This is a genomic window from Pseudoxanthomonas sp. 22568 (genome assembly GCF_052044485.1).
GTDB classification, from domain to species: Bacteria; Pseudomonadota; Gammaproteobacteria; order Xanthomonadales; family Xanthomonadaceae; genus Pseudoxanthomonas_A; species Pseudoxanthomonas_A beigongshangi.
This window is the reverse complement of record NZ_JBQENC010000005.1, coordinates 309,329-335,508: the sequence shown is the minus strand read 5'-3', so window position 1 is coordinate 335,508 and position 26,180 is coordinate 309,329. Positions and strand designations below refer to the sequence as shown.

At 66.7% G+C, this 26,180-nt stretch carries 24 protein-coding genes; 14 read left to right on the top strand and 10 right to left on the bottom strand.

Features of this window, described 5'->3' with window-relative positions:
- The first annotated feature begins 292 nt into the window (after positions 1-292).
- From ACTJI2_RS09065 to ACTJI2_RS09045, 5 genes are all read left to right on the top strand, one after another.
- Positions 293-631 (top strand): P-II family nitrogen regulator, encoded by a 339-nt coding sequence (locus ACTJI2_RS09065; RefSeq protein ID WP_055941078.1) that lies wholly within the window; start codon positions 293-295, stop codon positions 629-631.
- A gap of 93 nt (positions 632-724) precedes the next feature.
- Complete coding sequence (locus ACTJI2_RS09060; protein WP_425504644.1) at positions 725-2,125, top strand: ammonium transporter; 1,401 nt, start codon at positions 725-727, stop codon at positions 2,123-2,125.
- A gap of 62 nt (positions 2,126-2,187) precedes the next feature.
- Complete coding sequence (locus tag ACTJI2_RS09055; RefSeq protein ID WP_440841866.1) at positions 2,188-3,240, top strand: two-component system sensor histidine kinase NtrB; 1,053 nt, start codon at positions 2,188-2,190, stop codon at positions 3,238-3,240.
- Positions 3,230-4,669: a nitrogen regulation protein NR(I) gene (gene ntrC / locus ACTJI2_RS09050; protein ID WP_183640222.1), complete on the top strand. Its 1,440-nt coding sequence runs from the start codon at positions 3,230-3,232 to the stop codon at positions 4,667-4,669. Before ACTJI2_RS09055 ends, ntrC begins: the two co-directional genes overlap by 11 nt.
- A 56-nt stretch (positions 4,670-4,725) precedes the next feature.
- Positions 4,726-5,292, top strand: a complete 567-nt coding sequence (locus ACTJI2_RS09045; protein ID WP_440841886.1) for a superoxide dismutase family protein — start codon at positions 4,726-4,728, stop codon at positions 5,290-5,292.
- A 47-nt stretch (positions 5,293-5,339) separates the two neighbouring features.
- On the opposite strand, the gene ACTJI2_RS09040 is transcribed toward ACTJI2_RS09045, so the two are convergent.
- Positions 5,340-6,227, bottom strand: coding sequence for a hypothetical protein (locus ACTJI2_RS09040; protein ID WP_440841865.1), 888 nt, complete (start codon positions 6,225-6,227; stop codon positions 5,340-5,342).
- Between the two features lie 97 nt (positions 6,228-6,324).
- On the opposite strand from ACTJI2_RS09040, the gene ACTJI2_RS09035 reads away from it, so the two are divergent.
- Positions 6,325-7,605 (top strand): acetyl-CoA C-acetyltransferase, encoded by a 1,281-nt coding sequence (locus ACTJI2_RS09035; RefSeq protein WP_183640232.1) that lies wholly within the window; start codon positions 6,325-6,327, stop codon positions 7,603-7,605.
- A 151-nt stretch (positions 7,606-7,756) separates the two neighbouring features.
- Here the strand turns inward: ACTJI2_RS09035 and ACTJI2_RS09030 are convergent, their stop codons facing one another.
- The 3 genes from ACTJI2_RS09030 to ACTJI2_RS09020 form a co-directional block, all read right to left on the bottom strand.
- Positions 7,757-9,019, bottom strand: a complete 1,263-nt coding sequence (locus tag ACTJI2_RS09030; RefSeq protein ID WP_440841864.1) for a heme biosynthesis HemY N-terminal domain-containing protein — start codon at positions 9,017-9,019, stop codon at positions 7,757-7,759.
- Positions 9,016-9,996 (bottom strand): uroporphyrinogen-III C-methyltransferase, encoded by a 981-nt coding sequence (locus ACTJI2_RS09025; RefSeq protein ID WP_440841884.1) that lies wholly within the window; start codon positions 9,994-9,996, stop codon positions 9,016-9,018. The genes ACTJI2_RS09030 and ACTJI2_RS09025 overlap by 4 nt, the downstream gene beginning before the upstream one ends.
- Before the next feature lie 108 nt (positions 9,997-10,104).
- Positions 10,105-10,881, bottom strand: coding sequence for a uroporphyrinogen-III synthase (locus ACTJI2_RS09020; protein WP_440841863.1), 777 nt, complete (start codon positions 10,879-10,881; stop codon positions 10,105-10,107).
- 16 nt (positions 10,882-10,897) lie between these two features.
- On the opposite strand from ACTJI2_RS09020, the gene ACTJI2_RS09015 reads away from it, so the two are divergent.
- From ACTJI2_RS09015 to ACTJI2_RS08995, 5 genes are all read left to right on the top strand, one after another.
- Positions 10,898-11,356, top strand: coding sequence for a YiiD C-terminal domain-containing protein (locus tag ACTJI2_RS09015; RefSeq protein WP_440841861.1), 459 nt, complete (start codon positions 10,898-10,900; stop codon positions 11,354-11,356).
- A 36-nt stretch (positions 11,357-11,392) separates the two neighbouring features.
- Positions 11,393-11,809, top strand: coding sequence for a hypothetical protein (locus ACTJI2_RS09010; RefSeq protein ID WP_183640242.1), 417 nt, complete (start codon positions 11,393-11,395; stop codon positions 11,807-11,809).
- Positions 11,810-11,872: 63 nt separating this feature from the next.
- On the top strand, positions 11,873-12,307 hold the full coding sequence (locus ACTJI2_RS09005) for a rhodanese-like domain-containing protein (protein ID WP_440841860.1): 435 nt from the start codon (positions 11,873-11,875) through the stop codon (positions 12,305-12,307).
- A 90-nt stretch (positions 12,308-12,397) separates the two neighbouring features.
- Entirely contained in the window at positions 12,398-12,913 is a 516-nt protein-coding gene (secB, locus tag ACTJI2_RS09000) for a protein-export chaperone SecB (protein WP_183640248.1), read from the top strand.
- 52 nt (positions 12,914-12,965) lie between these two features.
- Positions 12,966-13,988: an NAD(P)H-dependent glycerol-3-phosphate dehydrogenase gene (locus ACTJI2_RS08995; RefSeq protein ID WP_183640251.1), complete on the top strand. Its 1,023-nt coding sequence runs from the start codon at positions 12,966-12,968 to the stop codon at positions 13,986-13,988.
- Between the two features lie 427 nt (positions 13,989-14,415).
- On the opposite strand, the gene ACTJI2_RS08990 is transcribed toward ACTJI2_RS08995, so the two are convergent.
- The gene (locus ACTJI2_RS08990; protein WP_183640254.1) at positions 14,416-15,003 is read right to left on the bottom strand and encodes an OmpO family porin; all 588 of its coding nucleotides are present in this window, start codon (positions 15,001-15,003) and stop codon (positions 14,416-14,418) included.
- Between the two features lie 291 nt (positions 15,004-15,294).
- Between ACTJI2_RS08990 and ACTJI2_RS08985 the strand changes: the two genes are divergently transcribed.
- The gene (locus ACTJI2_RS08985) at positions 15,295-15,777 is read left to right on the top strand and encodes a DUF305 domain-containing protein (RefSeq protein ID WP_440841859.1); all 483 of its coding nucleotides are present in this window, start codon (positions 15,295-15,297) and stop codon (positions 15,775-15,777) included.
- A gap of 34 nt (positions 15,778-15,811) precedes the next feature.
- On the opposite strand, the gene ACTJI2_RS08980 is transcribed toward ACTJI2_RS08985, so the two are convergent.
- Genes ACTJI2_RS08980 through ACTJI2_RS08960 form a run of 5 tightly spaced genes read right to left on the bottom strand, consistent with a single transcriptional unit; the run spans position 15,812 to position 21,328 of the window.
- The gene (locus ACTJI2_RS08980) at positions 15,812-17,107 is read right to left on the bottom strand and encodes an APC family permease (RefSeq protein WP_440841858.1); all 1,296 of its coding nucleotides are present in this window, start codon (positions 17,105-17,107) and stop codon (positions 15,812-15,814) included.
- Positions 17,104-17,904, bottom strand: coding sequence for a L,D-transpeptidase family protein (locus ACTJI2_RS08975; RefSeq protein WP_440841857.1), 801 nt, complete (start codon positions 17,902-17,904; stop codon positions 17,104-17,106). Before ACTJI2_RS08975 ends, ACTJI2_RS08980 begins: the two co-directional genes overlap by 4 nt.
- 19 nt (positions 17,905-17,923) lie before the next feature.
- A complete protein-coding gene (locus tag ACTJI2_RS08970; protein ID WP_183640259.1) occupies positions 17,924-18,787 on the bottom strand; it encodes a MurR/RpiR family transcriptional regulator in 864 nt (287 codons plus the stop codon).
- A 41-nt stretch (positions 18,788-18,828) separates the two neighbouring features.
- Complete coding sequence (locus ACTJI2_RS08965) at positions 18,829-19,926, bottom strand: dipeptide epimerase (protein ID WP_183640269.1); 1,098 nt, start codon at positions 19,924-19,926, stop codon at positions 18,829-18,831.
- A 7-nt stretch (positions 19,927-19,933) separates the two neighbouring features.
- Positions 19,934-21,328 carry a C40 family peptidase gene (locus ACTJI2_RS08960; protein WP_440841855.1) on the bottom strand — a complete coding sequence of 465 codons (1,395 nt, stop codon included), beginning with the start codon at positions 21,326-21,328 and terminating at the stop codon, positions 19,934-19,936.
- A gap of 376 nt (positions 21,329-21,704) precedes the next feature.
- Between ACTJI2_RS08960 and ACTJI2_RS08955 the strand changes: the two genes are divergently transcribed.
- Entirely contained in the window at positions 21,705-23,135 is a 1,431-nt protein-coding gene (locus ACTJI2_RS08955; protein WP_440841853.1) for a transglutaminase-like domain-containing protein, read from the top strand.
- A 42-nt stretch (positions 23,136-23,177) separates the two neighbouring features.
- Positions 23,178-26,159 (top strand): TonB-dependent receptor, encoded by a 2,982-nt coding sequence (locus tag ACTJI2_RS08950; protein ID WP_440841852.1) that lies wholly within the window; start codon positions 23,178-23,180, stop codon positions 26,157-26,159.
- Positions 26,160-26,180: the final 21 nt, after the last annotated feature.

Below are 26,180 nucleotides of genomic sequence, written 5' to 3'. Positions count from 1 at the left end.
TCGCCGCACCTCGACCCGGCTGGGGAGCTGGGGAGCCGCACCGCTTCAAGGAGATCGCAACACCGGCAACACAGGGGAACGCAACACAGAGCAACACAGGAGAGAACCATGAGCCGCCACTCCCTCCCACGTCACCTACCGTCACCGCGATGCATCGCGGCGACGGTTTGTGCGGCTCATGGGTTGTTCCGCACCGAGAACGTGTCCGCCGCCAGGGGGCTGCGCGCACGGGTGTCCTGAAACCACCGGCCGGCTGCGGCCGGCCGGTTCCATCCACCATCGGGGTATGCGCATGAAACTGATCACCGCCATCATCCGGCCGTTCAAACTCGACGAGGTCCGAGAGTCCTTGTCGCAGGCGGGCGTGTCCGGCATCACCGTCACCGAAGTGAAAGGCTTCGGCCGGCAGAAGGGCCACACCGAGCTGTATCGCGGCGCCGAGTACGTCGTCGATTTCCTGCCCAAGATCAAGATCGAAACCGTCGTCACCGACGAACGCCTGGAAGCGGTCATCGAGGCCATCCAGCAGGCTGCCGGCACCGGCAAGATCGGCGACGGCAAGATCTTCGTGACCACCATCGACCAGGTCATCCGCATCCGCACCGGCGAAGTCGGCGCGGACGCGCTCTAACACTCGGAGCCCCACATGAAGACTCGACTGTTCGACGGGTGGAAAGCCCGTGCGCAAGCGTTGTGCCTGGCCGCCGTATGCGGCGTGATGACGATGGGGTTCGCGGCCGGCGTTTCGGCCCAGGATCCGGCGCCCGCGCCGGCATCTGCATCGGCGCAGGAAACCGCGGCACCGGCCGCCACCGAAGTTGTGGCGCCGGTCGCCGAAACCACGCCCGCAGCCACCGCGTCCGCCGAAGCCGCTCCGGCCGCCGAAGCCGCCCCGGTGGTGGAAAAGGGCGACGTCGCCTGGATGCTCACCTCCACCCTGCTGGTGCTGCTGATGGTGGTGCCGGGCCTGGCGCTGTTCTACGGCGGCATGGTGCGTTCGAAGAACGTGCTGTCGGTGCTGATCCAGGTCGCCACCGTGTTCTCGCTGCTGGTAATCCTGTGGGTGTTCTACGGTTACAGCCTGGCGTTCTCGGGCGAGGGACCGTGGATCGGCAATCTCGACAAGGCGCTGCTGAAAGGCGTGACGCTGGAATCGCTGGCGGCGACCTTCAGTGCCGGCGTGAGCCTGCCGGAGTACGTGTTCGTCGCGTTCCAGGCGACCTTCGCCGGCATCACCGGCGCGCTGATCGTCGGTGCGTTTGCCGAACGGGCCAAGTTCGCCGCGGTCGTGCTGTTCTCGGTGCTGTGGTTCACCTTCGGCTACCTGCCGCTGGCGCACATGGTGTGGGCCGCGGGCGGATTCCTGTTCGAGAAGGGCGCGCTGGATTTCGCCGGCGGCACTGTGGTGCACATCAATGCGGGCATCGCCGGCCTGGTCGGTGCCTACTTCGTCGGCCGTCGCGTGGGCTTCGGGCGTGAGGCGCTGAAGCCACACAATGTGACCTTCACCTTCGTCGGCGCCTCGCTGCTGTGGGTGGGCTGGTTCGGCTTCAACGCCGGTTCCAACCTGGAAGCCAATGCCGGCGCGGCGCTGGCCTTCCTCAACACCCTGCTAGCCACCGCCGCGGCGATTCTGGGCTGGGCGGCGACCGAGAAGTTCACCAAGGGCAAGTCCTCGGCGCTGGGCGTGGCGTCCGGCGCCGTCGCCGGCCTGGTCGGTATTACCCCGGCGTGCGGCACGGTCGGACCGTTCGGCGCGATCGTCATCGGCCTGGCCGCCGGCGTGATCTGCGTGTGGGGCGTGAATGGCCTCAAGCGCCTGCTGGGCGCGGACGACAGCCTGGACGTGTTTGGCGTGCATGGCTTGGGCGGCATCGTCGGCGCGATCCTCACCGGCGTGTTCAGCGCCGCCTCGCTGGGCGGGGTGAAGGGCGAGGGTTACGACATCGCCAGCCAGGTCGGCATCCAGGCGTTGGGCGTCGGCATCACCATCGTCTGGATTGGCGTGGTGTCGGTGGTCTCGTTCCTGATCGCCAAGCTGGTGTTCGGCCTGCGGGTGGCCGAGGAAGCCGAGCGCGAGGGCCTGGATATCACGTCCCACGGCGAATCGGCCTACGAGGCCTGATTCCCGCCACCGGGCCGGCTTTGCACTAAACTGGTGCAATGCCGGCCCCGGTGACTTTCCCCATGTTTCCCGTACCCGCTCCCGATGCGCTCAGCACGCCGGTGGCCTGGGCCGATGCCGGCGGCCACATCGCCGGGGTCAACGCGGCGTTCGCCCGCTGGCTGGGCGTCAGCGCCCGGCGCCTGCAGGGACAGCCACTGGCGGCACTGGAAATGGAGGGTGACGCGATGGCGCGTTTCCTGGAAAACACCGATCATGACGTGCTCCGCCTGCACCGCATGGCGCTGGGCATGCCGGGCGGCGAGGCGCCGCGCTTCGCCGAGGGCTGGCTGTCGCGGCTGGACGGCGGCGGCTGGCTGCTGGAGGCGCACCCGGTGGACGAATTCCCGGCCCCGGATCCGACCCAGGTGCTGCCGAGTGCCCTGGGCGCCGCGCTCAAGGGGCTGGCACATGAACTGCGCAACCCACTCGCCGGCCTGAAGGGCGCCGCGCAACTGCTGGCGCGGCGGGCCGGGCAGCGCACCGACAATGAGGACGAGCGCGAACTGATCGACCTGATCGAATCGGAAATCGGTCGCCTCAACACCCTGCTGGATCAGTTGCTGTCGCCGGCGCCGCAGCGGCCGCATGCGCCGCTGAACATCCATGCGGTGCTGGAGCGCGTGTTGCGCCTGGCCGAAACCGAGGGCGGCTGGTCGGTGCGCCTGCAACGCGACTACGATCCCAGCCTGCCGGAACTGCCCGGCGATGCGGACCGGCTGACCCAGGCGGTCTGGAACCTGGTGCGCAACGCGATCCAGGCCGGCGCCGCCAGCGTCGTGCTGCGCACGCGGGTGGAACATGGCCTGCGCATCCACGATCACCTGCACACGATGGCGCTGCGCGTGGAAATCATCGATGACGGCCGTGGCGTGCCCGAGGAACTGGCCGAACACCTGTTCCTGCCGCTGGTCAGCGGGCGCGCCGAAGGCAGCGGGCTGGGCCTGGCGCTGGCCCAGCAGGTGGCGCGCGAACATCGCGGCACCCTGACCTACCGTTCGCGTCCCGGCCATACCGTTTTCACCCTGCTGTTGCCGCCGGGGAGCGACGAGGAAGAGGAACGCCATGTCCACTGACAGCGCCACGCCCCATCTGCAACGCATCTGGGTGGTCGACGACGACCGCTCGGTGCGCTTCGTCCTTGCCACCGCGCTACGCGACGCGGGCTACGACGTGGATGGTTTCGACAGCGCCGCCGCGGCGTTGCAGGCATTGGGCGCGCGTGGCGCGCCGGACCTGCTGTTCACCGATGTGCGCATGCCCGGCGACGATGGGCTGGTGCTGCTGGACAAGCTCAAGGCCACGCACCCGCAGTTGCCGGTCATCGTGATGTCGGCCTACACCGACGTCGCCAGCACTGCCGGCGCGTTCCGCGGTGGCGCGCACGAGTTCCTGTCCAAGCCCTTCGATCTCGACGATGCCGTCGCCCTGGCCGCGCGCGCGCTGCCGGATGCCGAGCAGGATGTCTCCGCGGCCATGGAACCGGCTGGTTCCGTGCCGGGCCCGCCCCGCCTGATTGGCGACACCCCGGCGATGCGCGCGCTGTTCCGCGCGATCGGGCGGCTGGCGCAGGCGCCGCTGTCGGTGCTGATCAATGGCGAAACCGGTACCGGCAAGGAACTGGTCGCGCGCGCGCTGCACCAGGAATCGCCGCGTGCGCGCAAGCCGTTCGTCGCGCTCAACACCGCCGCGATTCCCGCCGAACTGCTGGAGAGCGAATTGTTCGGCCACGAGGCCGGCGCCTTCACCGGCGCGCAGAAACGCCACATCGGCCGCTTCGAGCAGGCCGACGGCGGCACCTTGTTCCTGGACGAAATCGGCGACATGCCGCTGCCCCTGCAGACCCGCTTGCTGCGCGTGCTCGCCGAGGGTGAATTCTTCCGCGTGGGCGGGCGTGAGCTCATCCGGGTCGATGTGCGGGTGATCGCCGCGACCCATCAGCATCTGGAAACGCTGGTCGCCGAAGGCCGTTTCCGTGCCGACCTGCTGCACCGCCTCGACGTGGTGCGCCTGCAGTTGCCACCATTGCGCGAACGCCTGGCCGACGTGCCGCAGCTGGCCGACAACTTCCTGGCCGCCGCCACCCGCAAGCTGGACATCGCGCCCAAGCGCTTCTCGCACGCGGCGCAGGTGCAGTTGCAGTCGTATGCCTGGCCCGGCAACGTCCGCGAACTGGAAAACGTGTGCTGGCGATTGGCGGCGCTCGCGCCGGGCGATGTCATCAGCGGCGCCGATCTGGAAGCGGTGTTGCCGCGTGGTGGAATCCGCAATCCGCCGGCCACCTCCGCGGGCGAATGGGACGAAGCCTTGGCCGGCTGGGCCCGCGCGCGCCTGGTCGAAGGCGCCGATGGCCTGCACGCCGAGGCGCGCGAACGCTTCGATCGGACCCTGCTGGAAGTGGCCCTTGAATTCACCCAGGGCCGACGCGCCGAGGCCGCGTCGCGGCTGGGCGTGGGGCGCAACACGGTGACGCGCAAGCTGGGCCCGGGACGCAAGCGGCGCTGAATTCATTGCACCTGAATGAAGCTGAGGTTACGTTTGCGTGCTCACGCTTCCAGGAGATCGCCATGCGTACCGCACTGCTTGCCACCGTCACCGCCATCGCGCTTGCCGCCTGCGGCAGCAACCCGAAGCCGGCGGAACAGCCCGCCGCCCCGGCCGCCACCAGCACCGCCAAGCAGGGCATCGCGAACCTCGCCTCGGCGTCGGGAAGCCTGGTCAGCGGCAAGATCACGCTGGTGCCGATGGCCGATGGCGTGCACCTGACCGGCGAAGTCGGCGGACTGCCGGCCAACAGCGCGCATGGATTCCACGTGCACGAGAAAGGCGATTGCAGCGCGGTGGACGCCAGCAGCGCCGGCCCGCACTTCAACCCGACCGCGACCACCCACGGCAAGGCCGGCGGTGGCGCGCATCATGCCGGCGACATGGACAATGTCACCGCCAACGCCGAAGGCGTGGCCCGCATCAACGTGCACCTGACCGGCGTGACTCTCGGCGGCGGCGCGCCCAACGACATCGCCGGGCGGGCACTGATCGTGCACGGCTCGCCGGACGACTACACCAGCCAGCCCGCCGGCAACGCCGGCGCGCGCGTGGCCTGCGGGATCATCACCGTCACCCAGTGACGGTCAGGCGGGAACGGCGCAACGCGTCGTTCCCGCTATCGCCCGGCTCAGGGTTGGCCCAGGGCGTCGCGCGGATCCGCATAGCCGGCGCAGTGCGCGAACAGCACCGGAATGCCGTGCGCTTCCAGTACCGCGGCGAATTGCTGCTGGCGGGCGAGGAAATGGTTGTAGGCGCGCTCCAGCCGTTCTTCGGTGGCTTCCTGCGGCGCGTAGCGCGCACGCCAGGCGGAAGGCTCGAACAGCGCGATGCGTACTTCGCCGTCCAGGTAGCGCAGCAGCGGCTCCGGCGATGCGTCCAGCCATTCTTCCCGCTCCGGCGCGAGCAGCGCGGTCTCGATGATCGGCCAGAGCGAATCGAGACCGCCGTGGCCGTACTGCATCGCGGTCATGGCGGCGAGATCATGCAGGGTCAGGTAGCGCGCGTGTTCGATCTGCGCGCCGAAGGCCTGCTGCGCGAGCAGCGCGGTATCGGCCTGGGCCATGCCGGTCTCCAGCAGGATCGCTTCCAACCGTTCGGCAATTTCGGAAACCGTATGGTTCTCGCCGCTGAGCAGGAACGGCAGCACGCGCAGCGGCCCGCCTGCCAGATCGTTCTCGGCGGCGAATGGCAGCGGGACTTCCCCGTGCTCATCCGCGCCGAAGGCGATCATCCGCGGCCCGCTGTTGCGGCCGGGCGCGCGCTGCTGCAGCTCCTGCAGGCGACGATGCAGCGGCCAGCCCGGGCGCAGCGCCTCGGCGGGGTCGAAATGCGCCGCGGCCAGGGTCAGATCCAGATCGCGGATGGCGGGCACCAGCGCAGCCAGGTCGCGGCCAATCCGCTCCACCAGCATGGCGGAGTCGGCGGGCCGCAGCGCGGCCTGCGCAGGGGCGTTTCCGGCGGAGAGTTCCAGCGCCAGGAATCCCTTCACGTCGGCGGTCGTTGCGGATGCGGTCATATCAAGGTTTGGCGGCGATGGAGGGGGGCATTACACTCTCGCATTATGCCTGCCGCCGCCGCGGCTTCCGAACCACCGCACCGTGATGAGGTCCTCCATGCCAGCCGCCCGTCCCGTCGCCATCCTCGGTGGCGTCCGCATTCCGTTCTGCCGGCAGAACACCGCCTACGCGGATGTGGGCAACCTGGGCATGTCGGTGCGTACGCTCGGCGCGCTGGTCGAGCGCTTCGGCCTGCATGGCCAGCAACTCGGCGAAGTGGCGATGGGCGCGGTGATCAAGCATTCCAGCGACTGGAACCTGGGCCGTGAAGCCACACTGTCCTCCGGGCTTTCGCCGCTGACGCCGGGCATCACCCTGCAGCGCGCCTGCGGTACCAGCCTGGACAGCATCATCACCGTCGCCAACAAGATTTCGCTGGGACAGATCGAATCGGGCATCGGCGGCGGTTCGGACACCACCTCCGACGTGCCGATCGTCTACGGCAGGAAGCTGCGCGCGCGCATCCTCGCCGCCAATCGCGCCAAGACCACGCAGGACAAGATCAAGACGCTGGTGAAGGGCTTCAAGTTCAGCGAGCTCAAGCCCGAGTTCCCCGGCGTGGCCGAGCCGCGCACCGGCAAGAGCATGGGCGATCATTGCGAGGACATGGCCAAGGAATGGAACATTTCCCGCGATTCGCAGGACGAACTGGCGGTGGCCTCGCACAAGAAGCTGGCGGCGGCCTACGAGCGCGGTTTCTTCAGTGATCTGATCGCGCCGTTCCGCGGACTGGAGCGCGACAACATCCTGCGTCCGGACACCTCACTGGAAAAGCTCGCCACGCTCAAGCCGGCGTTCGACAAGACTTCCGGGCGCGGCACCTTGACCGCGGCCAACTCCACGCCGCTGACCGACGGCGCCGCCGCGGTGCTGCTGTCCAGCGAGGAATGGGCACGCACGCACGGGCACGAACCGCTGGCCTACCTGCGCGACGCACAGGTGGCGGCGGTTGATTTCGTGCACGGCGAGGGCCTGCTGATGGCGCCGACCGTCGCGGTGCCGGAAATGCTCAAGCGCCACGGCCTGACGCTGCAGGATTTCGATTTCTATGAAATCCACGAAGCCTTCGCCGCCCAGGTACTTTGCACGCTGCGCGCGTGGGAAAGCGAGGACTACTGCCGCAACCGGCTGGGCCTGGACGCGCCGCTGGGCCGGATCGATCCGGAGAAGATGAACCCGAATGGTTCCTCGCTCGCCACCGGCCATCCGTTTGCCGCGACCGGTGCGCGCATCGTCGCCACCGCCGCCAAGGAACTGAAGCAACGCGGTGGCGGCCGCTGCCTGGTGTCGATCTGCACCGCCGGCGGCATGGGCGTGGTCGCGATCATCGAGCGCTGATTCGCACATACACGACCGGGCAGGAGCGCCGTCCCGGCGCGAGCTCCCTCTCGTGGACGCGCGAGGCAATCGGGGAAGAGCTCGCGCGAGAGCTCGCGGCCGGAGGCCGCTCCTACCCTTGCCCCACCTGGTGGGCGGGATGCGCGGTTTGTCAGCCGCGCAGGCGCGGCAGGCCGTGTTCGTCGCGTTCCTCGACCACCGCCGCATCGAAAATCTTCTGCTTCATGTCGCGCCCCGGCAGTTCGATCGCCGGCTCGCCGCGCAGCGCACGCAACGCGTTGGCGAAACTGCGCCGCGCGCTGGCTTCGTCGCCAACAGCGGCGAAACCTTCACCCAGTTCTTCCCATGCGTCCGCCCCGGCTCCCTGCGCCAGCGCGCGGTGCAGGAATTCCTGCGCCTGCGGCCACTGTCCCTGCTGGCGGGCAAGCCGCGCCAGCGTGACCAGCAGCGCGGGACTGGCCGGGTGCGCCTGCAGCCAGCGCTGCGCGCTGGCCCGGCGCGAATCGGCCTTGCCCACCGGCAGCCGTCCATACAGCGCGACCAGGGATTCGTCCCAAAGTGCGTCGATGGCCGACTCCAGGCTGCGGATGGCGGCATCTTCCCAGCGCATCGCGGCCGCGCGCTCGGCATAGGCGGCGACCACCGCGGGATCGTTGCGCAGCGGCTTGGACAGGGTTTCCCAGCGCTCCGCCAGCACGTTGGCATCGCCGGCCTCGCGCACCGCGCGGGCAGCCAGTTCCTTTTCCAGCGTATCGAGCCGACCGCCCGACAGCGACTGTTGTTGCTTCATCGCGCCCAGCAGGCCATAGGCTTCGCCGCTGCGGTTGAGTTGGGCGAGCGCCTGCGCGCGCAGCGAAAGTCCGCGCGGCGGCAGCGGCTGCGCGGCAGGGGATTCCAGCGCGGTCAGCGCTTCGATCGGGGATTGGCGGGCCAGCGCGCGATCGGCGGTGGTCAGCGCATGGGCCGCCGCGCTGCGTTGCGCGAGTGCTTCCAGATGGCGGCGGGCGGCGGCCTCGTCCTCGCGGGCATCGGCCGCGCGCACCGCGGCGATCCGCGCGATTGCGCCCACTTCATCATCCTCGGCGGCGCGTTCCAGCAACTTTTCCGCACGGTTCCAGTGGCCGCCATGCAGATTGTCCAGGCCCTCGATCAGGCGTGCGCGCGCCTGCTTCCGGCGATGCCGAGCCCAGGCGCGGAACGGCAGGGTCAGCAGCTTGAGCAGCAGCCAGATGACCCCGGCGACCAGCAGCAGCGACAGCAGCGCGCGCGGCACATCGGTTTCCCAGTCGTTGCCGCCGAACTCCACGAATACCCGGCCAAAATCACGAGTGTGTTCCTGCGCCAACCATTGCGCGGCGAACACGCCGACGGCCAGCAGGATCAGCAGGATGACGGTGGTGCGGAACACCTTCATGGCACGGTCTCCTCCTCCAGTCGGGGCGCCGTGGCAGCGGGAGGCGGCGCGGTGAAACCCGCGGAGCGCAGGCTGCGCAGCTGTTCCAGGGTACTGCCCAGCAGCGGCACGTCGTCGCGCAGCGGCAGCCGGCGCATCGCCGCCAACTGCTGGCGACCCTGACGCAGTGCCGGTGAATCCGGCCACAACCGGGTGATCCATTGATCGATGCGGTTCAGCGAGGCCTGGAAGCCGGCCGCGTCGCCGCGTTCCAGTGCCGCGTGCGCCAGGCTGATCTCGATGCGCAGCGCGGCTTCGCCGGCATTGCGATCGGAGGGAGCGACGAACGCCGCCTGGCGGCTCGGCCGCACGTCCACCAGCGGCGCCAGCCAGCGCTGCCAGCGGCGTTGCTCGGTCACCGCCGACGCCGCTGCCGCGCGCTGCGGCAACCCCGCCAGGCCCGCGGCGAAAGCGTCCAACTGCCGGCTCAGGCGCGCGCGTGGTCCCGCACCCTGCGCCTCCAATGCCTGGCGCTCCTGCGCGAGGGTCTGCTTCAGATTGAGCAGACGATGATCGTCGATGCCTTCCAGCGCGCCGGCAGCCAATGCGTAGGCACGACGGGCACCGTCGCGATCATCGGCCACGCTCAGCCGCTGCCCGGCCAGCGACAGCAGCATCTCCACTTCGTCCAGACGCAGCGCCTGCGCGCCGTGGCGGCTCGGGTCGGACAATTTGGCGACGCTTTCCTCGAGCAGGGCGCCGCGCTGGCCCAGGCCCAGCACTTCATCGCGCAACACGCGGTTGGTCGCGGCCGCGTCCTGGACACGCTGGGTCAGGGTGCGTTGATCGCGACGCACCGATTCCAGCCGCTGTTCGATGGCGCCCAGGCGTTGTGCGGCATCGGCGGCTTGCGCCTGTGCCTGCGCGTCGCGCGCCTTCCAGCCGCGCCAGCCCAGCGCAGCGACGGCGGCCAGCGCGATCAGCGCCAGCAGCCAGATGAACGCACCGCGGCCGCCGCGGCGATCCCGGTTACCGGAAGGAGAAGGGGAAGGGTTTTCGTCGTTCACTCGACCGTCCTTGTTGTCGTTCTGGCGGGCGTCGTGGGCTCATGCTAGCGGATCGGGCCGCGACAGGGCGGTTTCCGCGGCGTCCAGCATGTGCGCGTTGCGAGGTCCGGCGGCCTGCAGCACGCGCGCGAAACCGGTTTGCGATGCCTGCGTCGCGAGTCGTTCGCTGGCGGCGATCGCCGGCAGGCGCCGCAGCGTTTCGAGTGCGGTCGACGGCAGTTGCGCCACCAGCCGTTCGAGCGCACCGCCGCTGCTGATCAACACGCAGGCCGGCGCGCGCAACTGTTCCAGCGCACGCAGGCTGCGCGCCGACACGGCCACGTCCGTTCGTTCATAAACGTCGGCGCGTTCCAGGCGTGCACCGCGCTCCGCCAGGCTGGGCGCCAGCAGGTTGCGGCCGGCCGGCGCGGTCACGAAGCCGATCCGTTTGCCCGCGATCGCTTGCAGTTCGGGCAGGGCCAGCAGGCCTTCGCTGTCCATCCGCGCGGGCGCCGAGACCCGAGCGATGCCCTGGCGACGCAGCGCGTGCGCGGTGCCACTGCCCACGGCGAGCCACGTCTGCCCCGGCGTGGCCTGCAGACGCTGCAGGCTCGCGGCGGCGGCAACGGCCGCCGGGCTGGTGAACAGCACGAGGTCGCCTTGCAGGGCACGCGCCAGGGCTGCGCGCGCGGCTTCGTCCCCGCGCACGGCGATCCGCCACGGCGACAACGCCAGCAGCCCGGCGCCGCGCCGCGCCGCCGCGCGGCGCAGCGCTTCATGCCCGCCCTGCGGCCGCAGCGAGATCACGTACCATCCTGCGTCTTTATCCGAAGCCATGGGCGGATTATCCGTGATGAATGCCGAAGCCGCGCTGGAACGCCTGCGTGCGTATTGTCGCGGGATGCCGCCGGTCGCCGCCATGCAGGTGGAGGTTGCCGGCTACGCGGATGGCGTACTGCGCCTGACGGCTCCGCTGGCGCGGAACGTCAATGACAAGGGCACTGCGTTCGGCGGCAGCCTGACTTCGCTGATGACGGTGGCTGGCTGGGGACGGATCACGCTCGGCCTGGATCTGGCCGGTGAATCCGCCGAGGTATATGTGGCGGACAGCAACATCCGCTATCTCGCGCCGCTGCGTTCGGATCTGCAGGCCGAAGCGCGGCTGGCGCCGGGCGAGTCCTGGGAGACCTTCCTGGCCACCCTGCGCCAGCGCGGGCGGGCGCGGATCCAGGTCGAGGCGGTGGTGTGCTTGCCCGATGGCGGCGCGGCCACCACCTTGAGCGGTCGTTTCGTCGCCATCGCGAGGCGGTAGGATGGGGGTACCTGTGGGGGAGGGGAACCGATGCCGATGAGCCTGCGCTGGGTACTGCTGGTGGTTCTGGCGATCGCCGCGTTCGGTGTGCAGGCCGCGGGAGGGCGGCAACGGGCCAAGCTGGAACAGGCCCAGAACGCCTACGCGGCGGCGATTCGCTGGGGCGATTTCGAAGGCGCATGGACCTTCGTCGAGCCCGCCTACGCCGCGGCGCACCCGATGGGCGAATTCGAGCTGCGGCGCTACGAGCAGGTCCAGGTATCCGGCTATCGCGACCTGTCCAGCCTGGTGGAACCGGACGAGGTGGTCGTGCGCCTGATCGAGGTCCGGGTGATCAACCGCCATACCCAGGCCGAGCGGACCCTGCGCTACCGCGAGCGCTGGCGCTGGGACGCCGAGGGCAAGCGCTGGTGGCTGGTCGGTGGCCTGCCGGACTTCTGGGAAGGCGAATAGCGCCCCCGCCGCAGTCCGCGCCGCTATGCGACAATCGCGGTTTGCCCAGACCCGCGTATTCCCGTGAGTTTCGAAAAACTGCAGGCGTTCGTCGCCCATAGCCCGGTCCTGTCGCTGCTGCTCGTCGGCCTGACCGCGGTGATCATCTACACCGAAATCGCCCGCCTGTTCCGCGGCTACAAGGCCCTGCGCCCGGCCGAGCTCACTGGTCTCATCAACCGTGAGAACGCGTTGGTGGTGGATCTCTCGGCCACCGGCGATTTCGAAAAGGGGCACATCGCCGGCAGCCGCAACGTCGCGCCCAGCCAGTTCGACCCGGAGAGCAAGCTGCTGTCCTCGGCCAAGGCGCTGCCGGTGGTGATGGTGTGCCGCAATGGCCAGGCGTCCGCGGACGCGGCCAAGCGCCTGAAGAAGGCCGGCTTCACCCAGGTGTACTGGCTGGATGGCGGCATCGCCGCCTGGCAGCAGGCCGACCTGCCGCTGATCAAGGGCCGCTGAGCCGCCCTTGATTCCGGGCGGGCGCGTCGCCAAGACATGCCATAATCACCCTCTTTACTTTCCGTTCAACCGAATTCCCGGAGTTTCGAAATGTCCGAAGAAACCAACAACGGCGCCGTCGCGCCGGCCGAAGCTGGCGCCGCGTTCACCGTCGAGAAGATCTACGTCAAGGACGTTTCGTTCGAAGTCCCGGGTGCGCCAGCCATCTTCACCGAGAACGTGCAGCCGGACCTGCAACTCAACCTCAACCAGCGCGTGCAGCGCCTGAACGAGAACGCGTTCGAAGTCGTGCTCGGCGTCACCCTGACCTGCAAGGCCGGCGACAAGACCGCGTACGTGGCCGAAGTCCAGCAGGCCGGCATCTTCGGCCTGGTCGGCCTGGAGCCGCAGGCGGTCGACGTGCTGCTCGGCACCCAGTGCCCGAACATCCTGTTCCCGTACGTGCGCCAGCTGGTCAGCGACCTGGTCCAGTCCGGCGGCTTCCCGCCGTTCTTCCTGCAGCCGATCAACTTCGACGCCCTGTACGCCGAAACCCTGCGCCAGCGCGCCGCGCAGCAGGGTGGCGACGGCGAACTGGCCAACACGGAACCGGCGGGCAACGCCTGATTCATGAGGCACAATCCCGTCGTGGCGCGAACCGCGCCGATGGGGGTGACGCATGGCTGATTCGTTGAGGATCGCCGTCCTCGGCGCGGGCTCCTGGGGCACCGCGCTGGCGACCCTGATGGCCCGCAACGGCCATCAGGTCGTGCTGTGGGGTCGCGACGAAAAAGTCGCGGCCGCGATCGATGCGCAGCACGAGAACCCGCGCTACCTGCCGGGCATCGCGTTGCCGGAAAGCCTGCGCGCCACCACCGATCTCGCCACCGCCATGCAAGGCGCCGAACTGGTGCTGGTGGTGGTGCCGTCGCATGCGTTCACCGAAACGCTGAAGCTGGTCGCCCCGCTGCGGCCGGCCGGCGCCGGCGTCGCCTGGGCCACCAAGGGCTTCGAGCCCGGTTCGGGACGCTTCCTGCATGAGGTCGCCGAGGAAATCCTGGGCGCGGACGTGCCGCTGGCCGTCGTCACCGGCCCGTCCTTCGCCAAGGAAGTCGCACTCGGCCTGCCGACCGCGGTCACCGTGCATGGACATGACGCCGGCTTCGCCCAGTTGATGGCCGAAGTGCTGCATGGCCCGGCGTTCCGCGCCTATACCGGCGACGACATGGTCGGCGCCGAACTGGGCGGCGCGATGAAGAACGTGCTGGCCGTGGCCACCGGCGTCGCCGATGGCATGCAGCTGGGACTGAATGCGCGCGCCGGCCTGATTACCCGCGGCCTCAACGAGATGTTGCGACTGGCCGCGGCAATCGGCGGCAAGCCGGAAACCCTGATGGGCCTGGCTGGCCTGGGCGATCTGGTGCTCACCGCCACCGGCGATCTCTCGCGCAACCGGCGGCTGGGCCTGGCGCTGGGGCGTGGCCAGCCGATCCAGGAAGCGATCCGCGAAATCGGCCAGGTGGTCGAATCCATGCAGGCCGCCGACGAAGTGATGCGCCAGGCGGAGCGGCACGGCATCGACCTGCCGATCTCCAGCGCGGTCCGTGCCGTGTTGCATGGCGAGATAACGCCCACGCTGGGCCTGCAGCAACTGCTGGCGCGCGAACAGAAACCGGAATATCCGGAGACGCTGTTCAAGTAAGCCGTCGAGCGGATCGAGGATGCAGAAAGCCCGGTCATTGGCCGGGCTTTTTTATGGTTGCCGGGAAGTGGACTCGCCATTCGGTGGTTGAGGAGCGGCTACATTTCGCGCCAAGAGCAAATCCCCCTCAGTCCCCCTTCTTCGAAGGGGGGAGGCAAAGCGGGTTCCCCTACGCGGTCGAGTCGTTGATAGCCCCCTTTAAAAAAGGGGACGGGCACCTGCGTAGCGGGTGACGGGGGATTTGCTCTTGGCGGAAAAGCAAAATGCCCCTCAACCACCGGATGGCGGGCCATCTCCATCTTCGAGGCCGGAGAAACGGCATTCGCGCCGCTTGGACCAGAAAAGAGAAGCCCGGCTTGTGGCCGGGCTTCGGGTCGCGACGCGGGGAGAGAGAGACACGTCGCGGGAGGCGGTGTGGCTTCCTGGATTACCAGCTGAAGCGCGGACCGACGAACCACTGGGTATCACCACCGTCGACGACCTTCACGTCGGCCGAGGCGCTCCAGTTCGGGGTGAACTTCACCTGCGCGCCGAGGCGGCCGTAGAAGTCACCGTCATAGTCGTCGCCGTCTTCGTAACCGGCCAGGGCATAACCGTTCAGGCGGTTGGTCAGTGCGCTGTTCACGCCGACTTCGACGCTGTAGCCATCGGCGCTGAAACCGGGAACGCGGATGCCGGACGGCGTGGTGAAGCGATCGGTCTTGACCTTCTCGTAGGCCACGCGGGTCAGCAGGTCCACGCGCTTGGACAGCTCGTGGTTGTAGCCGACGCCGACGCGCCACTGGTCGAAGTCGACCTTCACGTCGTCCACTTCCTGCTGGCTGTAATCAGCGAACAGGTGGAAGTTCGGGTGGATGGCCACCGAGCCCTTCAGCGCCCAGCCGTCGGAATCCGGACCATCGATGTTCGTCTTGGTGTAGCCGCCTTCCACGTAGTTGTAGGAGACGCCATCGGCCGCGGAGGCGGCGAACGGCAGGGCGGCCAGCAGGGTCAGGGCAAGCAAGGACTTCTTCATACGCTCAAACCTCTATTTTTTTAGTTGGTATCCAGCGCTGAGGAGGTGATCCGTTCGCTGCTGGTGATGTGAATTATCCGTTAGCGCCCTCAATGTGCCCTGAATATCAAACTGAGCAGTACATAAATTGAAGAGTGATTTGCGGAACTTTCGGCACATGAGCAGGCGGCCGAAAAACGCAGGCCGGCGCGCAAAGTCAGCCTTTCATCACGTGCGGGATTCCTGCACGCATCCCACACCGGCGACGACCTAGCGTTGCGGGTGTCGAGGAAAGGAAACGAGGAGCAGGTCATGGCCGCATCCCCGCACGAAAAAGCGCACGACGGCAATCATCGGGCATCGGGTCACTACCGGCGCCTGCTGGTGATGATCGCGCTGTCCTTCGCGGTCATGTACCTGTTGATGTATGCGATGGTCGATCGTCCCGGCAACGTCTTCCACAATCTCAACCAGATCTACATGGCCGGCTTGATGGCGGCGCCGATGCTGCTGATCGAGGTTCTGCTGATGCGGAGCATGTATCCGGATCGCCGGCTCAACCTGCTGTTGGCTGTTTGCGCACTTGTCGTCGCACTGGTGTGCTGGCTGGGTATCCGCGGACAGTGGGCCATCGGTGACCAGCAGTTCCTGCGCTCGATGATTCCCCACCATGCGGGCGCCGTCCTGATGTGCCGGAAGGCGGAACTGGACGCGCCGGATCTGCGCCGCCTGTGCGACGGCATCATCCGCGGCCAGGAAGCCGAGATCACGCAGATGAAATCCCGGCTGGAATGAGGGCGTCGGCGACCCTGCTTGTGCCGGAACCGCGTCAGGCGTTCGCCGGCACCCTGCGCCGGAACAGATACAGCACCGCACCGATCACCAATGCGACCGCGGCGGCAAGCAGGTTGCCGATGTTGGCGCTGGCGAGCAGGCCGAGCGACAGGATCAGCGCGGCCAGCGGAATCAGCGGGCCACCGGGCAACTTCAGCGCGCCTGGATGGTCGGCGTAGCGACGCTGCAGCACGAGCACCGACAGTGTGGTGCCGATGTAGGCACACAGGCGTGCCACCACCGACAGCAGCGCGAGCTGCACGAAAGAGCCGGACAGCGCCAGGGCCAGAGCGAGCACGCCCTGGGTCACGATCGCCACCGCGGGGGTATGGAAGCGCGGGTGGATGCTGGCGAGCGCGCGCGGGCCGAAGCCGTCTTCCGCCAGCGAGTACAGCACGCGGGGACCGAACAGCATGGTGTTGCTGTTCGTACCGAGGATGGAAATGGTCGCGCCGACGGTCAGGATCAGCGCCAGGCCCTCGCCGCTGAAACTGGCGGCGGCATCCGCCAGCGGGGTCTTCGACAGGGCCAATCCCGCCAGGGTGCCTTGCGCGACCAGTTGCACCGCCGCATAGATCAGGGTGACGGTGGCGATCATCGTGAGCAGCGCAAACGGTACATCGCGCCGCGGATTCTTGAACTCGCCGGCCGCCGCGGGGATGTTCTCGAAACCGGCATAGGCGAACAGCAACAGCAATGCCGCCTCGCCCAGATTGCGCATCGGCGGCAGTTCCCCGCTGCGAAGCAGATCGATATCGACGTAGAACACGCCGATGAGGATGAACAGCGCCAGCGGGAGCAGCTTGCCGATGACCAGCGCCACGCCGGTGCGTGCGGCCGACTTCACGCCGATGACGTTGATCAGGGTCAGCAGGCCCAGCGAGCCCACCACGACCGCCAGGCGTCCGCCACCGGACGCGGCTGGCGCCCAGAAACGCGCGGTCGCATCCGCCAGGCCGTTGCTGAGCGCAGCGGCCGAGGCGATGCGGGTCAGCCAGACCATCCAGCCGATCTCGAAGCCGACGAACGGGCCGAACGCTTCCCGCGCATACAGGTAGCTGCCGCCGGGCTGATCGAAATAGCTGGCTGCCTGCGCGTAGCACAGCACGAGCAGGGCAACCGCGAGGCCTGCCAGCAGCACCGCCCATACACTGGCCGGACCCAGCAGCACCGCGGTGGCGGCCGGCAGCAGATAGATACCGCTGCCGATGACGTCATTGATGGACAGTCCGACGATCTGCCAGCGGTTGACCGCGCGGACGAAGCCGGGATTGGGGGCGGCGTCGCTCATGGGGCGGCCTCCGTGATCGCGGGCAATTGCCAGTCGGCGCGCAGGCGCCGGTACTCGGCCTCGGGCAGCAACACGAACACCGGATGCCGCTTGTCATCCAGCCAGGCGAGCAGGCGATCCATCATCGGCTCGGCCATGGCGGTGCAGCCCGCGGTCGGTTCGCCGGGCGCCTTCCACAGATGGGCGAAGATGCAACTGCCGGCACCACTGACGTTGTCGGGATTGTGCTGGATCACGAAGCCTTCCTTGTAGCGGACATCGCCATCGGCGTGCAGGTCGCGGCGCATCGGTTCGGTCGAGCCTTCGACCGCGGCCGCGCCGACCCGCTCGCTGTCGACGATGCGGTTGTAGAGCGGCGAGGCGGGCACGTCGATGCAGTAATGCGACGCCTGCATCGGCGCGTAGGTCAATCCGGTGTCGCGCTGGGCGGCATAGCCGAAGGCTTCGCCCAGGGTGAACACGCCGGCCGGCGCCCTGCCGTCGCCTTCCCGTTTCTGCGGGCCGTCCGCCTGCGCGGGATGCAGGCCACGTCCCCACGCGGCACCGCTGCGGCCGATGGTGACCGGTACCGGCGATTCCGTGGCACGCCAGCCCTCGCCGAGGCGTTCGAACGCCTGCATCCTCCCCCCACTGGCGTCCCAGCCTGGCGTTACGACCAGGATCAGTTGTTGCGCCTGCCGCCAGGCCGATGCCACCTGCGCCGTCGCCGGGGAGGACGCCGCATGGGCCGGAAGGCTGGCCGCCAGGGCGGTGGCCAGCACGAGGTTCGACAGCGCGAAGCGGAACACAGAGGCCATGGCGGCTCCGGGACGGGGATCAGGAATCCAGCAGGTGCTGGATCCTTTCCAGATTGATGTTCAACTGCCGATGGCGGTCGTCGTGGTTGTGGCACAGCAGGACGAACAACACGTCCAGCAGGTACTGCAGCGAGGAACGATAGAGCAGAGCTTCGACGTGCGGCGCGGAATCATGCGCCGACACCACCAGCGATGTGTCGGCATGCGCCCGCAGCGGATTGGAAGTATGCCGGGTGATCGACACCACCTTGCCTTCGGCGTCCTGGAACTGCCGGCTGATCTGCGAGAGCGTGGGCAGCTTGCCGAACTCGGAGAACACCAGCAGCACATCACCGGGACGGGCCGCCGACAGGTTGGCCATCATCAGGATGGGATCGGCATGGTGCACGGTCAGCACACCCAGCAGCGACAGGCGCATCGCGAACTCGCGCGCGAACAGGCCGTCGTCGCCCAGGCCGTAGACGAACACCTTGCCCGCGCCATGGATCAGGCCGGCGATGTGTTCGATGTTGGCTGGCGGATTGAGCAGCCGGGTTTCTTCCTCGGCGGCGGCCTTGCCACGGCGCAGGCCGGCCTCAAGGCGCTGGTAGGCGCTGTTTTCGCCTTCCGCGTCGCCCGCGTCTTCGGCCTGCCGCGGCTGCGGCGCGCCGCCATTGCGGGCCACGGCCTCGCCGATGGAGAACTTGAGATCCGGATAACCCTTGAAGCCGAACTTCTGCGCGAACTTCACCACGCTGGACTGGCTGATGCCCAGTGCGCTGGCCAGTTGCTGCGAGGAGTAGTCGCGCAGCAGGTGGGCGTTCTCGAGGATGAAGTCGGCGATGCGGCGTTCGATCGCCGACATGTGGTCGCGTTCGGATCGGATTTTGACCAGGGGCGGCATGTGCGCTCTTTATCCCATCCTGTGTCGGGTCGGTCCAGGGGTCAGACCGAAATCAGTTCCAGGCCATGGATGGTCTGGATGCCCAGGCCCGGCGCGTCGGTGATGGAGATCTCCGATTCGTTGAAGATGACCCCGCCCTCCACCGGGTTGAACTGGCACAGCGAGGGGCCGTCCAGGTCCACCTTGGTGATCGATTGCGATTTGGCGACCGCCAGGTGCACCGCCGCGGCAACGCTGATGCTGGTCTCCAGCATGCAGCCGATCATGCATTCCACGCCGTACAGCGAGGCGATGTCGGCGATGCGCACCGCGTTGGAAATGCCACCGGTCTTCATCAGCTTGATGTTGATGATGTCGGCCGCGCGCATCTTGATCAGATCGATGACCTCGGTGGGACCGAACACGCTCTCGTCGGCCATCACCGGGGTATGTACCCGGTCGGTGACGTACTTCAGGCCATCGATGTCCTGCGCCTTGACCGGCTGTTCCAGCAGCTCAAGCACCACGCCGGCGTCTTCCAGGTTGTGCATGGCGAAGACCGCCTGCTTGGCGGTCCAGCCCTGGTTGGCGTCCAGGCGCAGCAGCGCGCGTCCTTCCACCGCCGAATAGATTGCCTTGACCCGCTCGATGTCCAGGCCGATGTCCTTGCCCACCTTGATCTTCAGCGATTCGAAACCGCGCTCGACCGCGTTGATCGAGTCGGCCACCATCTTGTCGATGTAGTCGACGCTGATGGTGATGTCCGTGGTGATCACCGGATCGCCGCCGCCGAGTATCTTGTAAAGCGGCGCGCCATACAGCTGGCCGAACAGATCGTAGACGGCGATTTCGACCGCGGCCTTGGCGCTGGTGTTGCGCTCCAGCGCGGTCTGGATGAGATGGGTGATGTGGTTGAGGTTGGCGATTTCCTGGCCGATCAGGCGCGGTTTGATGAAACGCGCGATGGCCTCGATGATCGAACCATGGGTATCGCCGGTGATCACCGCGGTGGCCGGCGCTTCGCCGTAGCCGACATGGCCGGTATCGGTGCGCACGATGACCACGATGTCCTCCACCGTATCGACCGTGCGCAGGGCCGTCTTGAAGGCGGTTTTCAGCGGCACGCGCAGCATGCCGAACTGGATGTCGGTGATTTTCATGGGGGCCTTAGGGGCGGATTCTCTGGATGCTGTAGATGCGATCGATGAAGGTCTTGTCGCCACCGGCCAGCAGTGGCTCCAGCGGAGTCACCGACACGGCGTTGAGCGAGGCGCGGACCAGCTGGCCGCGGCCATCCTTGTAGGTGATGCCGGTGGTGTCGTGGATCAGGTAGGTCTGGCCGTTCTCCTTGCCGATCACCATCATCACGTGGCCAGGGATGTAGATCAGATCGCCCACCTGCAGATCGCGGATGACCTTCATGCGCGCTTCGCGATCATCCTTGTCGGTGAAGGCGATGCGGTTGAGCGCCGGGCTCACGCCCTGGTCGCTGGTGTTGCGCGGCAGTTCCACCCCGAAGCTGCGGTAGACCTCGGACACGAAGCCGCTGCAGTCGCGGGTGTTGTAGGAGTGGCCCCAGCCGTAGCGTTCGCCGAGGAACTTGAAACCCTGCCGCAACAGTCGCGCCGGGGTAAGTGGAAGGTACTCGGTGCCGACGTCGGCGTTCTTCGGCAGCAGCGCCGGGACCAGCTCCAGTCTGCCGTCCGTGCCGCGCACCGGCAGCTGGATGACCCAGGACGTGTACGGATGCTGGCCATTCACCGGCTTGTCGGCCGGCCAGTCGCTCAACAGCGGCACGCGCACGCCCATGTCCAGTTGCAGTTCCGACACGCCGGGTTGTTCCGGCGTATGCACCGTATGCACCGTCGGACCGGTGACGATCAGCGTCGGCGTGCGATGGGCGTAGCCGAACACCTGTTCGCGCGCGCCTTCGGCCAGGTAGGCGTTTTCAATCCAGGCCGCATACAGCGGGCTGATCACGAACGACCACTGGCGATCGCGGCTTTCGTGCAGGACCACCACCGGCGTGCCCGGGAACAGCGCGCTTTCCTGGAAGCGATCGATGTCCGTGTCGCCCGGCTCGCGGAAGACCCGCAGCCGGGTCGGGAAGGTACGCAGGTCGGCGCGCCTGACCACCAGCGCGTAGCGCACGTCGGTCCGCGCCGGCACCGAGTCGAGCGCGGCATTGGCGACGATGGCGTCAAGCGCGGCCTTGTCGACCGGCTGTCCCTTCGCGTCATACAGCGTTCGGGTGGGCGGGCTGGACAGCTTGCCCACCCATTCGCGCAATTCCTCGGCGCTGAACTGCGCCGGCAATCCCTCGATGTCGTGGACCGAGCGGTCCAGCTCGTGCAGGCGCTCGTTCTGGGCGGCGATCGCCCGCGGCTCCAGGACGACGCGATCCGGCTGCGCGAGCTTGTCGATCCAGTACTGCGGATCCAGGTGCCGGTCCTCCACTCCAATGACGGCGTGCGCGGGAACCGGCAGCGCGGGTGCCGGTTCGCGGGCCAGCAATCCGCCCGCCGGCAGGACCAACAGGGCGGAAAGGAGCAGGCCAGGCATGCGACGGCCCCGCATTCCGGAGGCCGGGTGCGCAACCCGCGAGGCGAATGTTGGCGCGGCATGTCGCCGGGCCGGACCACCGGTGTCTTGTTTCATTTGCCTCCCCTCGGAACGGATGCGACGGCCTGGTGTTGCACGGACGGCAAACGACCGGGTCGATTCCGAGGAATATTTACTTCTTTTTCTGAAAGATTCAAGAATAAATTATTGACCGGGTTCTCCGGTCGTGTTACACAACGGTGACCAGTCGGCTGAGGGGCAAGTGATCGACGTGGACGCCAGCGGGGGCCAGCGAAACCGTTCCATTCGAAGGGAGCACCGGAGTGCCGGGCGTTCCGTGCGCGTGCGTGCGACTGCATGGCCGATATTACTCCTGATGGCCCTCGTCGCGTCCAGCGTTGCCGGCGAATTGCCGCCGCCGGCGCCACCGGCCATCGTCGCCCAGGTGGATGCGGGCCGTTTCGCCGAGGCCGAACAGGCCATCGCGCGTGCGCTCGCCCAGCCCGGCCTGGACGATGAACAGCGTGACGCGCTGCAATACGAACGCGAGCGCATGCGCCGGATCCGGCTGGATTTCCGGCTCACCGAAGCGGATGTGCTGGCACAGCTGCGTAAGCAGATTCCGGATCTGAAGCCGGAGGAATTCGCCGCCTGGGATCAGGCCAACCGGATCGAGCGGCTCACCATCGACGGCGAGAAGCGCTACTTCAGCCGCTCGGTGTCGAACCTGTTCCGCCTGTATCCGGATGTCGCCGCGCGTCGCGCGCCGCCGGTCAAGCCGTTCTCCGAGGGCCCCTTCGAACGCCTGCACCCGCATCATCGCGAGGCGCTGGAACAGGCACGCGCCACCGGTGCCAACAGCATCGCGCCGCGCCGCTTGCGGGTCACCCAATCACTGGTGGTGAAACCGGATGCCGTTCCGGCCGGCGAAACGGTGCGCGCCTGGATTCCTTATCCGCAGGCGATTGCGGGACAGCAGGAACACATCCGTTTCATCGGCAGCACGCCGGAGAAATCGCGGATCGCGCCCGAAGGCACGCCGCAACGTACCGTCTATATGGAGCAGACCGCACGGGCCGGGCAGCCGACGCGGTTCTCCATCAGCTATGAACTGACCATCCACGCGCGCCACTTCGATCTCGATCCGGAAAAGGTCGTAGCGACCGCCGCGACACCGGAACTGGCGCCCCACCTGGGCGAGCGCGGGCCGCACATCGCATTCACGGACGACATCAAGCGCTTCTCCGCGCAGGTGGTCGGAGACGAGAAGAACCCCTACCGCATCGCCAGGAAGCTGTTCGACGCGGTGGACCGGATTCCCTGGGGTGGCGCGCGCGAATACTCGACCATTTCCAACATCAGCGACTATGCCCTGCACTCGGATCATGCCGACTGCGGCCAGCAGACCCTGCTGCTGATGACGCTGCTGCGCTACAACGGCATCCCCGCGCGCTGGCAGTCAGGCTGGACCTACTCGGACGAGGAGGTCGGCTACGACAACATGCATGACTGGGGCTGGATGTACCTGGCGCCCTATGGCTGGGTACCGATGGACGTCACCACCGGCGCGCTGCAGAGCGACGACGCGGGCCTGCGCGACTTCTACTTCGGCGGCCTGGACGCCTACCGCATCAGCTTCAACAACGACTTCTCGCAGCCGCTGGTGCCAGCCAAGCAGCATTTCCGCTCGGAAACGGTGGATTCGCAGCGTGGCGAGGCCGAGTGGCGTGGAGGCAACCTCTATTTCGATCAATGGGACTACCAGTTCGAATGGACCATGCTGCCCATCGCGGGCAGTGACCAGTAAACCGGGCGGGATCACTTCAACACCTAGCAGGAGAGAGCGGGGATGAATGGCAAGACCTTGAAGAAAGCAGCGCTGTGTATCGCGCTGGGCACGTGCATCGCGTCAATGGCGCCGATGGTGATGGCGCAGGCCGTGAATGGTTCGGTGGTGGGCCGCACCACGGCCGGGGATCAGATCACGGTGACCAACACCGCGACCGGTCTGACACGAACGGTCACTGCAGGCGAAAACGGTGAATATCGCCTCGCCCAATTGCCGGTGGGAAATTACTCTCTGCAGGTCGTCCGCGGCGGGCAGCCGGTTGGGGAGCCCGTGCAAATCTCCGTCAACCTGGGCAGTGCGACGACCATCAACCTGAATAACGAAGGCGCCATCGACATGGCTGCCGTGCAGGTGGTTGGATCGCGCATCATCACGCCCGTGGACGTCCGATCGACCGAGTCTGCACTGAATATCAGCGCGGAGGAGTTGTCCCGCCTGCCAGTGGACCGCGATGTTGCGTCGGTGGCATTGCTCGCGCCGGGCGTGGGCAAGGGCAATGCCGGTTTTGGCGGTATTTCATTCGGCGGGTCCTCGGTCGCGGAGAACGCCTTCTACGTCAACGGCCTGAACGTCACCGATTTCTACAATCGCGTGGGGTTCTCCGAAGCGCCGTTCTCGTTCTACGACCAGTTCGAGGTCAAGACGGGGGGCTATTCCGTAGAGTTCGGCCGGACCACCGGTGGTGTCGTCAATGCGGTGGCCAAGTCTGGCGGCAACGAGTTCCATTATGGAGCGGAATTGGTATGGACGCCGGAACAGTGGCAGGCGTCGGCACGCGACAGTTACTTTGACGGCGAACGCTACCTGACACGCAGCCGCGACAAGTCTGATTCCACCAAGCTCAATGTGTGGGCATCGGGGCCCATCATCCAAGATCGCCTGTTCTTCTTCGCCATGTACGAGGGCCGCAAGCAGGAACCCGTCAACACGGATGATGCCGGCGCCACTCTCACGGAAGGCGATGGCAACGACGGTTTCTGGGGTACGACCATCGACTGGCAGATCACCGACCGGAACCGACTGAGTCTGATGGCATTCTCCAACCAGAATCGGGTCGACAGCGAGGTCTATGACTACGACTTCGACGGGAGTGGAAAGGGAGAAAAGATAAACGAGATCTATGAGGAGACCGGTGGCCGCAACTGGGCCGCGACCTGGTCTTCATCCCTGACAGACGACCTCTCGATGAAGCTGATGTATGGCCGCAATGAGCGGCAAAGCAAGCAGGGGTCGCCGTTGGATGCCTCGTGCAACTACGTGACCCGGGCGGGAGGGGTGCCGAATCCAGGCGTGCCGGTGGGGTGTACCACCAACTCCTCGGTCTATGACCGCGAAGATACCCGCAAGCAGATGCGCGCCGACTTCGAATGGCAACTGGGTGATCACCTGCTGCGCTTCGGATATGACCGGGAGGAGAATGTTTCCGAACTCGATCAGTACTATCCCGGCCCCGGTGGGCTTCAATACAACGTCTACACCACCACGCCGGGGGCAACCATTCCGAACTCTGGTGGTGGTGTCGTTCCGCCAGGCTATACAGCCTACGTCCGCACGCGCCAGTATTCGGTGTCCGGTAATTTCGAGACCATCAATACCGCGTTCTATCTGGAGGACAACTGGCAGGTCACTGATCGCCTGATGCTGAATCTCGGAATCCGCAATGAAGCCTTCGACAACAAGGACGCGGAAGGGCGCAGTTACATTAAGATGGACAACATGTGGGCGCCGCGGTTCGGCTTCTCGTTCGACGTCAAGGGGGATGGGACGACCAAGTTGTTCGGCAATGTCGGACGCTACTTCCTGCCGGTTGCCAATGTGATCAACATCAAGCAGGCAGGTGCATTGCTGGATGCGCGTACTTATTATGGCTTCGATGGGTGGGAAATTCGCGATCAGGGCGGCAGCCAGTACGCGGTTCCGATCCTCGGCCCGCAGTTTGGCTTCTATGACGGACAGGGCAACGGCACCGTGGGCGATCTCCGTGCGGAAGTCGACCGTGACATGGATCAGGTGTACCAGGACGAACTGATCATGGGTTTCCAGCAGCAGATCAGCGAAACCTGGTCCTGGGCCTTGCGCGGTGTGTATCGTCGCCTCAACAACGCCATCGACGATATGGAGATCTCCGCGACGGGTGCGTGCGGCGGAGATGGCTACATCGGTTGGGTAATGGCGAACCCCGGCAAGGAAGTCACCGTCTGGGGAGATACCAACTGTGACGGCGACGCCGATGGTTGGGTGACGGTGGATACCAAGCGTGAAGGCTGGGCTATGTACGATGCGGATGGCAACTACCTCGGCCAGCGCGGCTGGGTGGAACCCAAGCGCACCTACAAGGCACTCGAGCTGCAGTTCGATCGGGCGTGGGATGGCAAGTGGGCGTTCAATGCGTCGTACACCATGTCCTGGAGCCAGGGCAATGCAGAAGGGCCGGTCAACACAGACACCAACTTCGGTGATACCGGTCGTACCGAAAACTTTGATGATCCCTGGGTGAACTTTGGAGGCTACGGACCATTGGCCAATGATCATCGCCACCAGATCAAACTGCGTGGTGTCTACGCATTGAATGACTACTGGCAGGTAGGCGCTACTCTGGATGCCCGTTCCGGTGGTCCAATCACCGCATTCGGTGTGGGAAATCCGTATGACGCCACCCCCTATCACAGCTACTACATCTGTGTGGCGAATTGTGATTCGGAGGTGTCGCAGGACCGGGTCTACCAGTATTCGCCGCGTGGTGGAGCGGGCCGCATGCCGTGGACATTCGATGTGGGAGCAAACGTAGCCTACGAACGATCTTTCGGAGCAGCCAAGTTCAAGGCTAAGCTGGCGTTTTTCAATGTATTCAACAAGCAGCAGCCGATTTGGGTCTACCAAGAGCTCGAACCCGGCATTGGCGATCGGGATCCTTTCTTCGGCAAGGAACGCTTCCTGCAATCTCCTCGCTATGGCCAGTTGACCGTTTCGCTGAGCTACTGACGAAGGAGCCGGCCGGCCCGC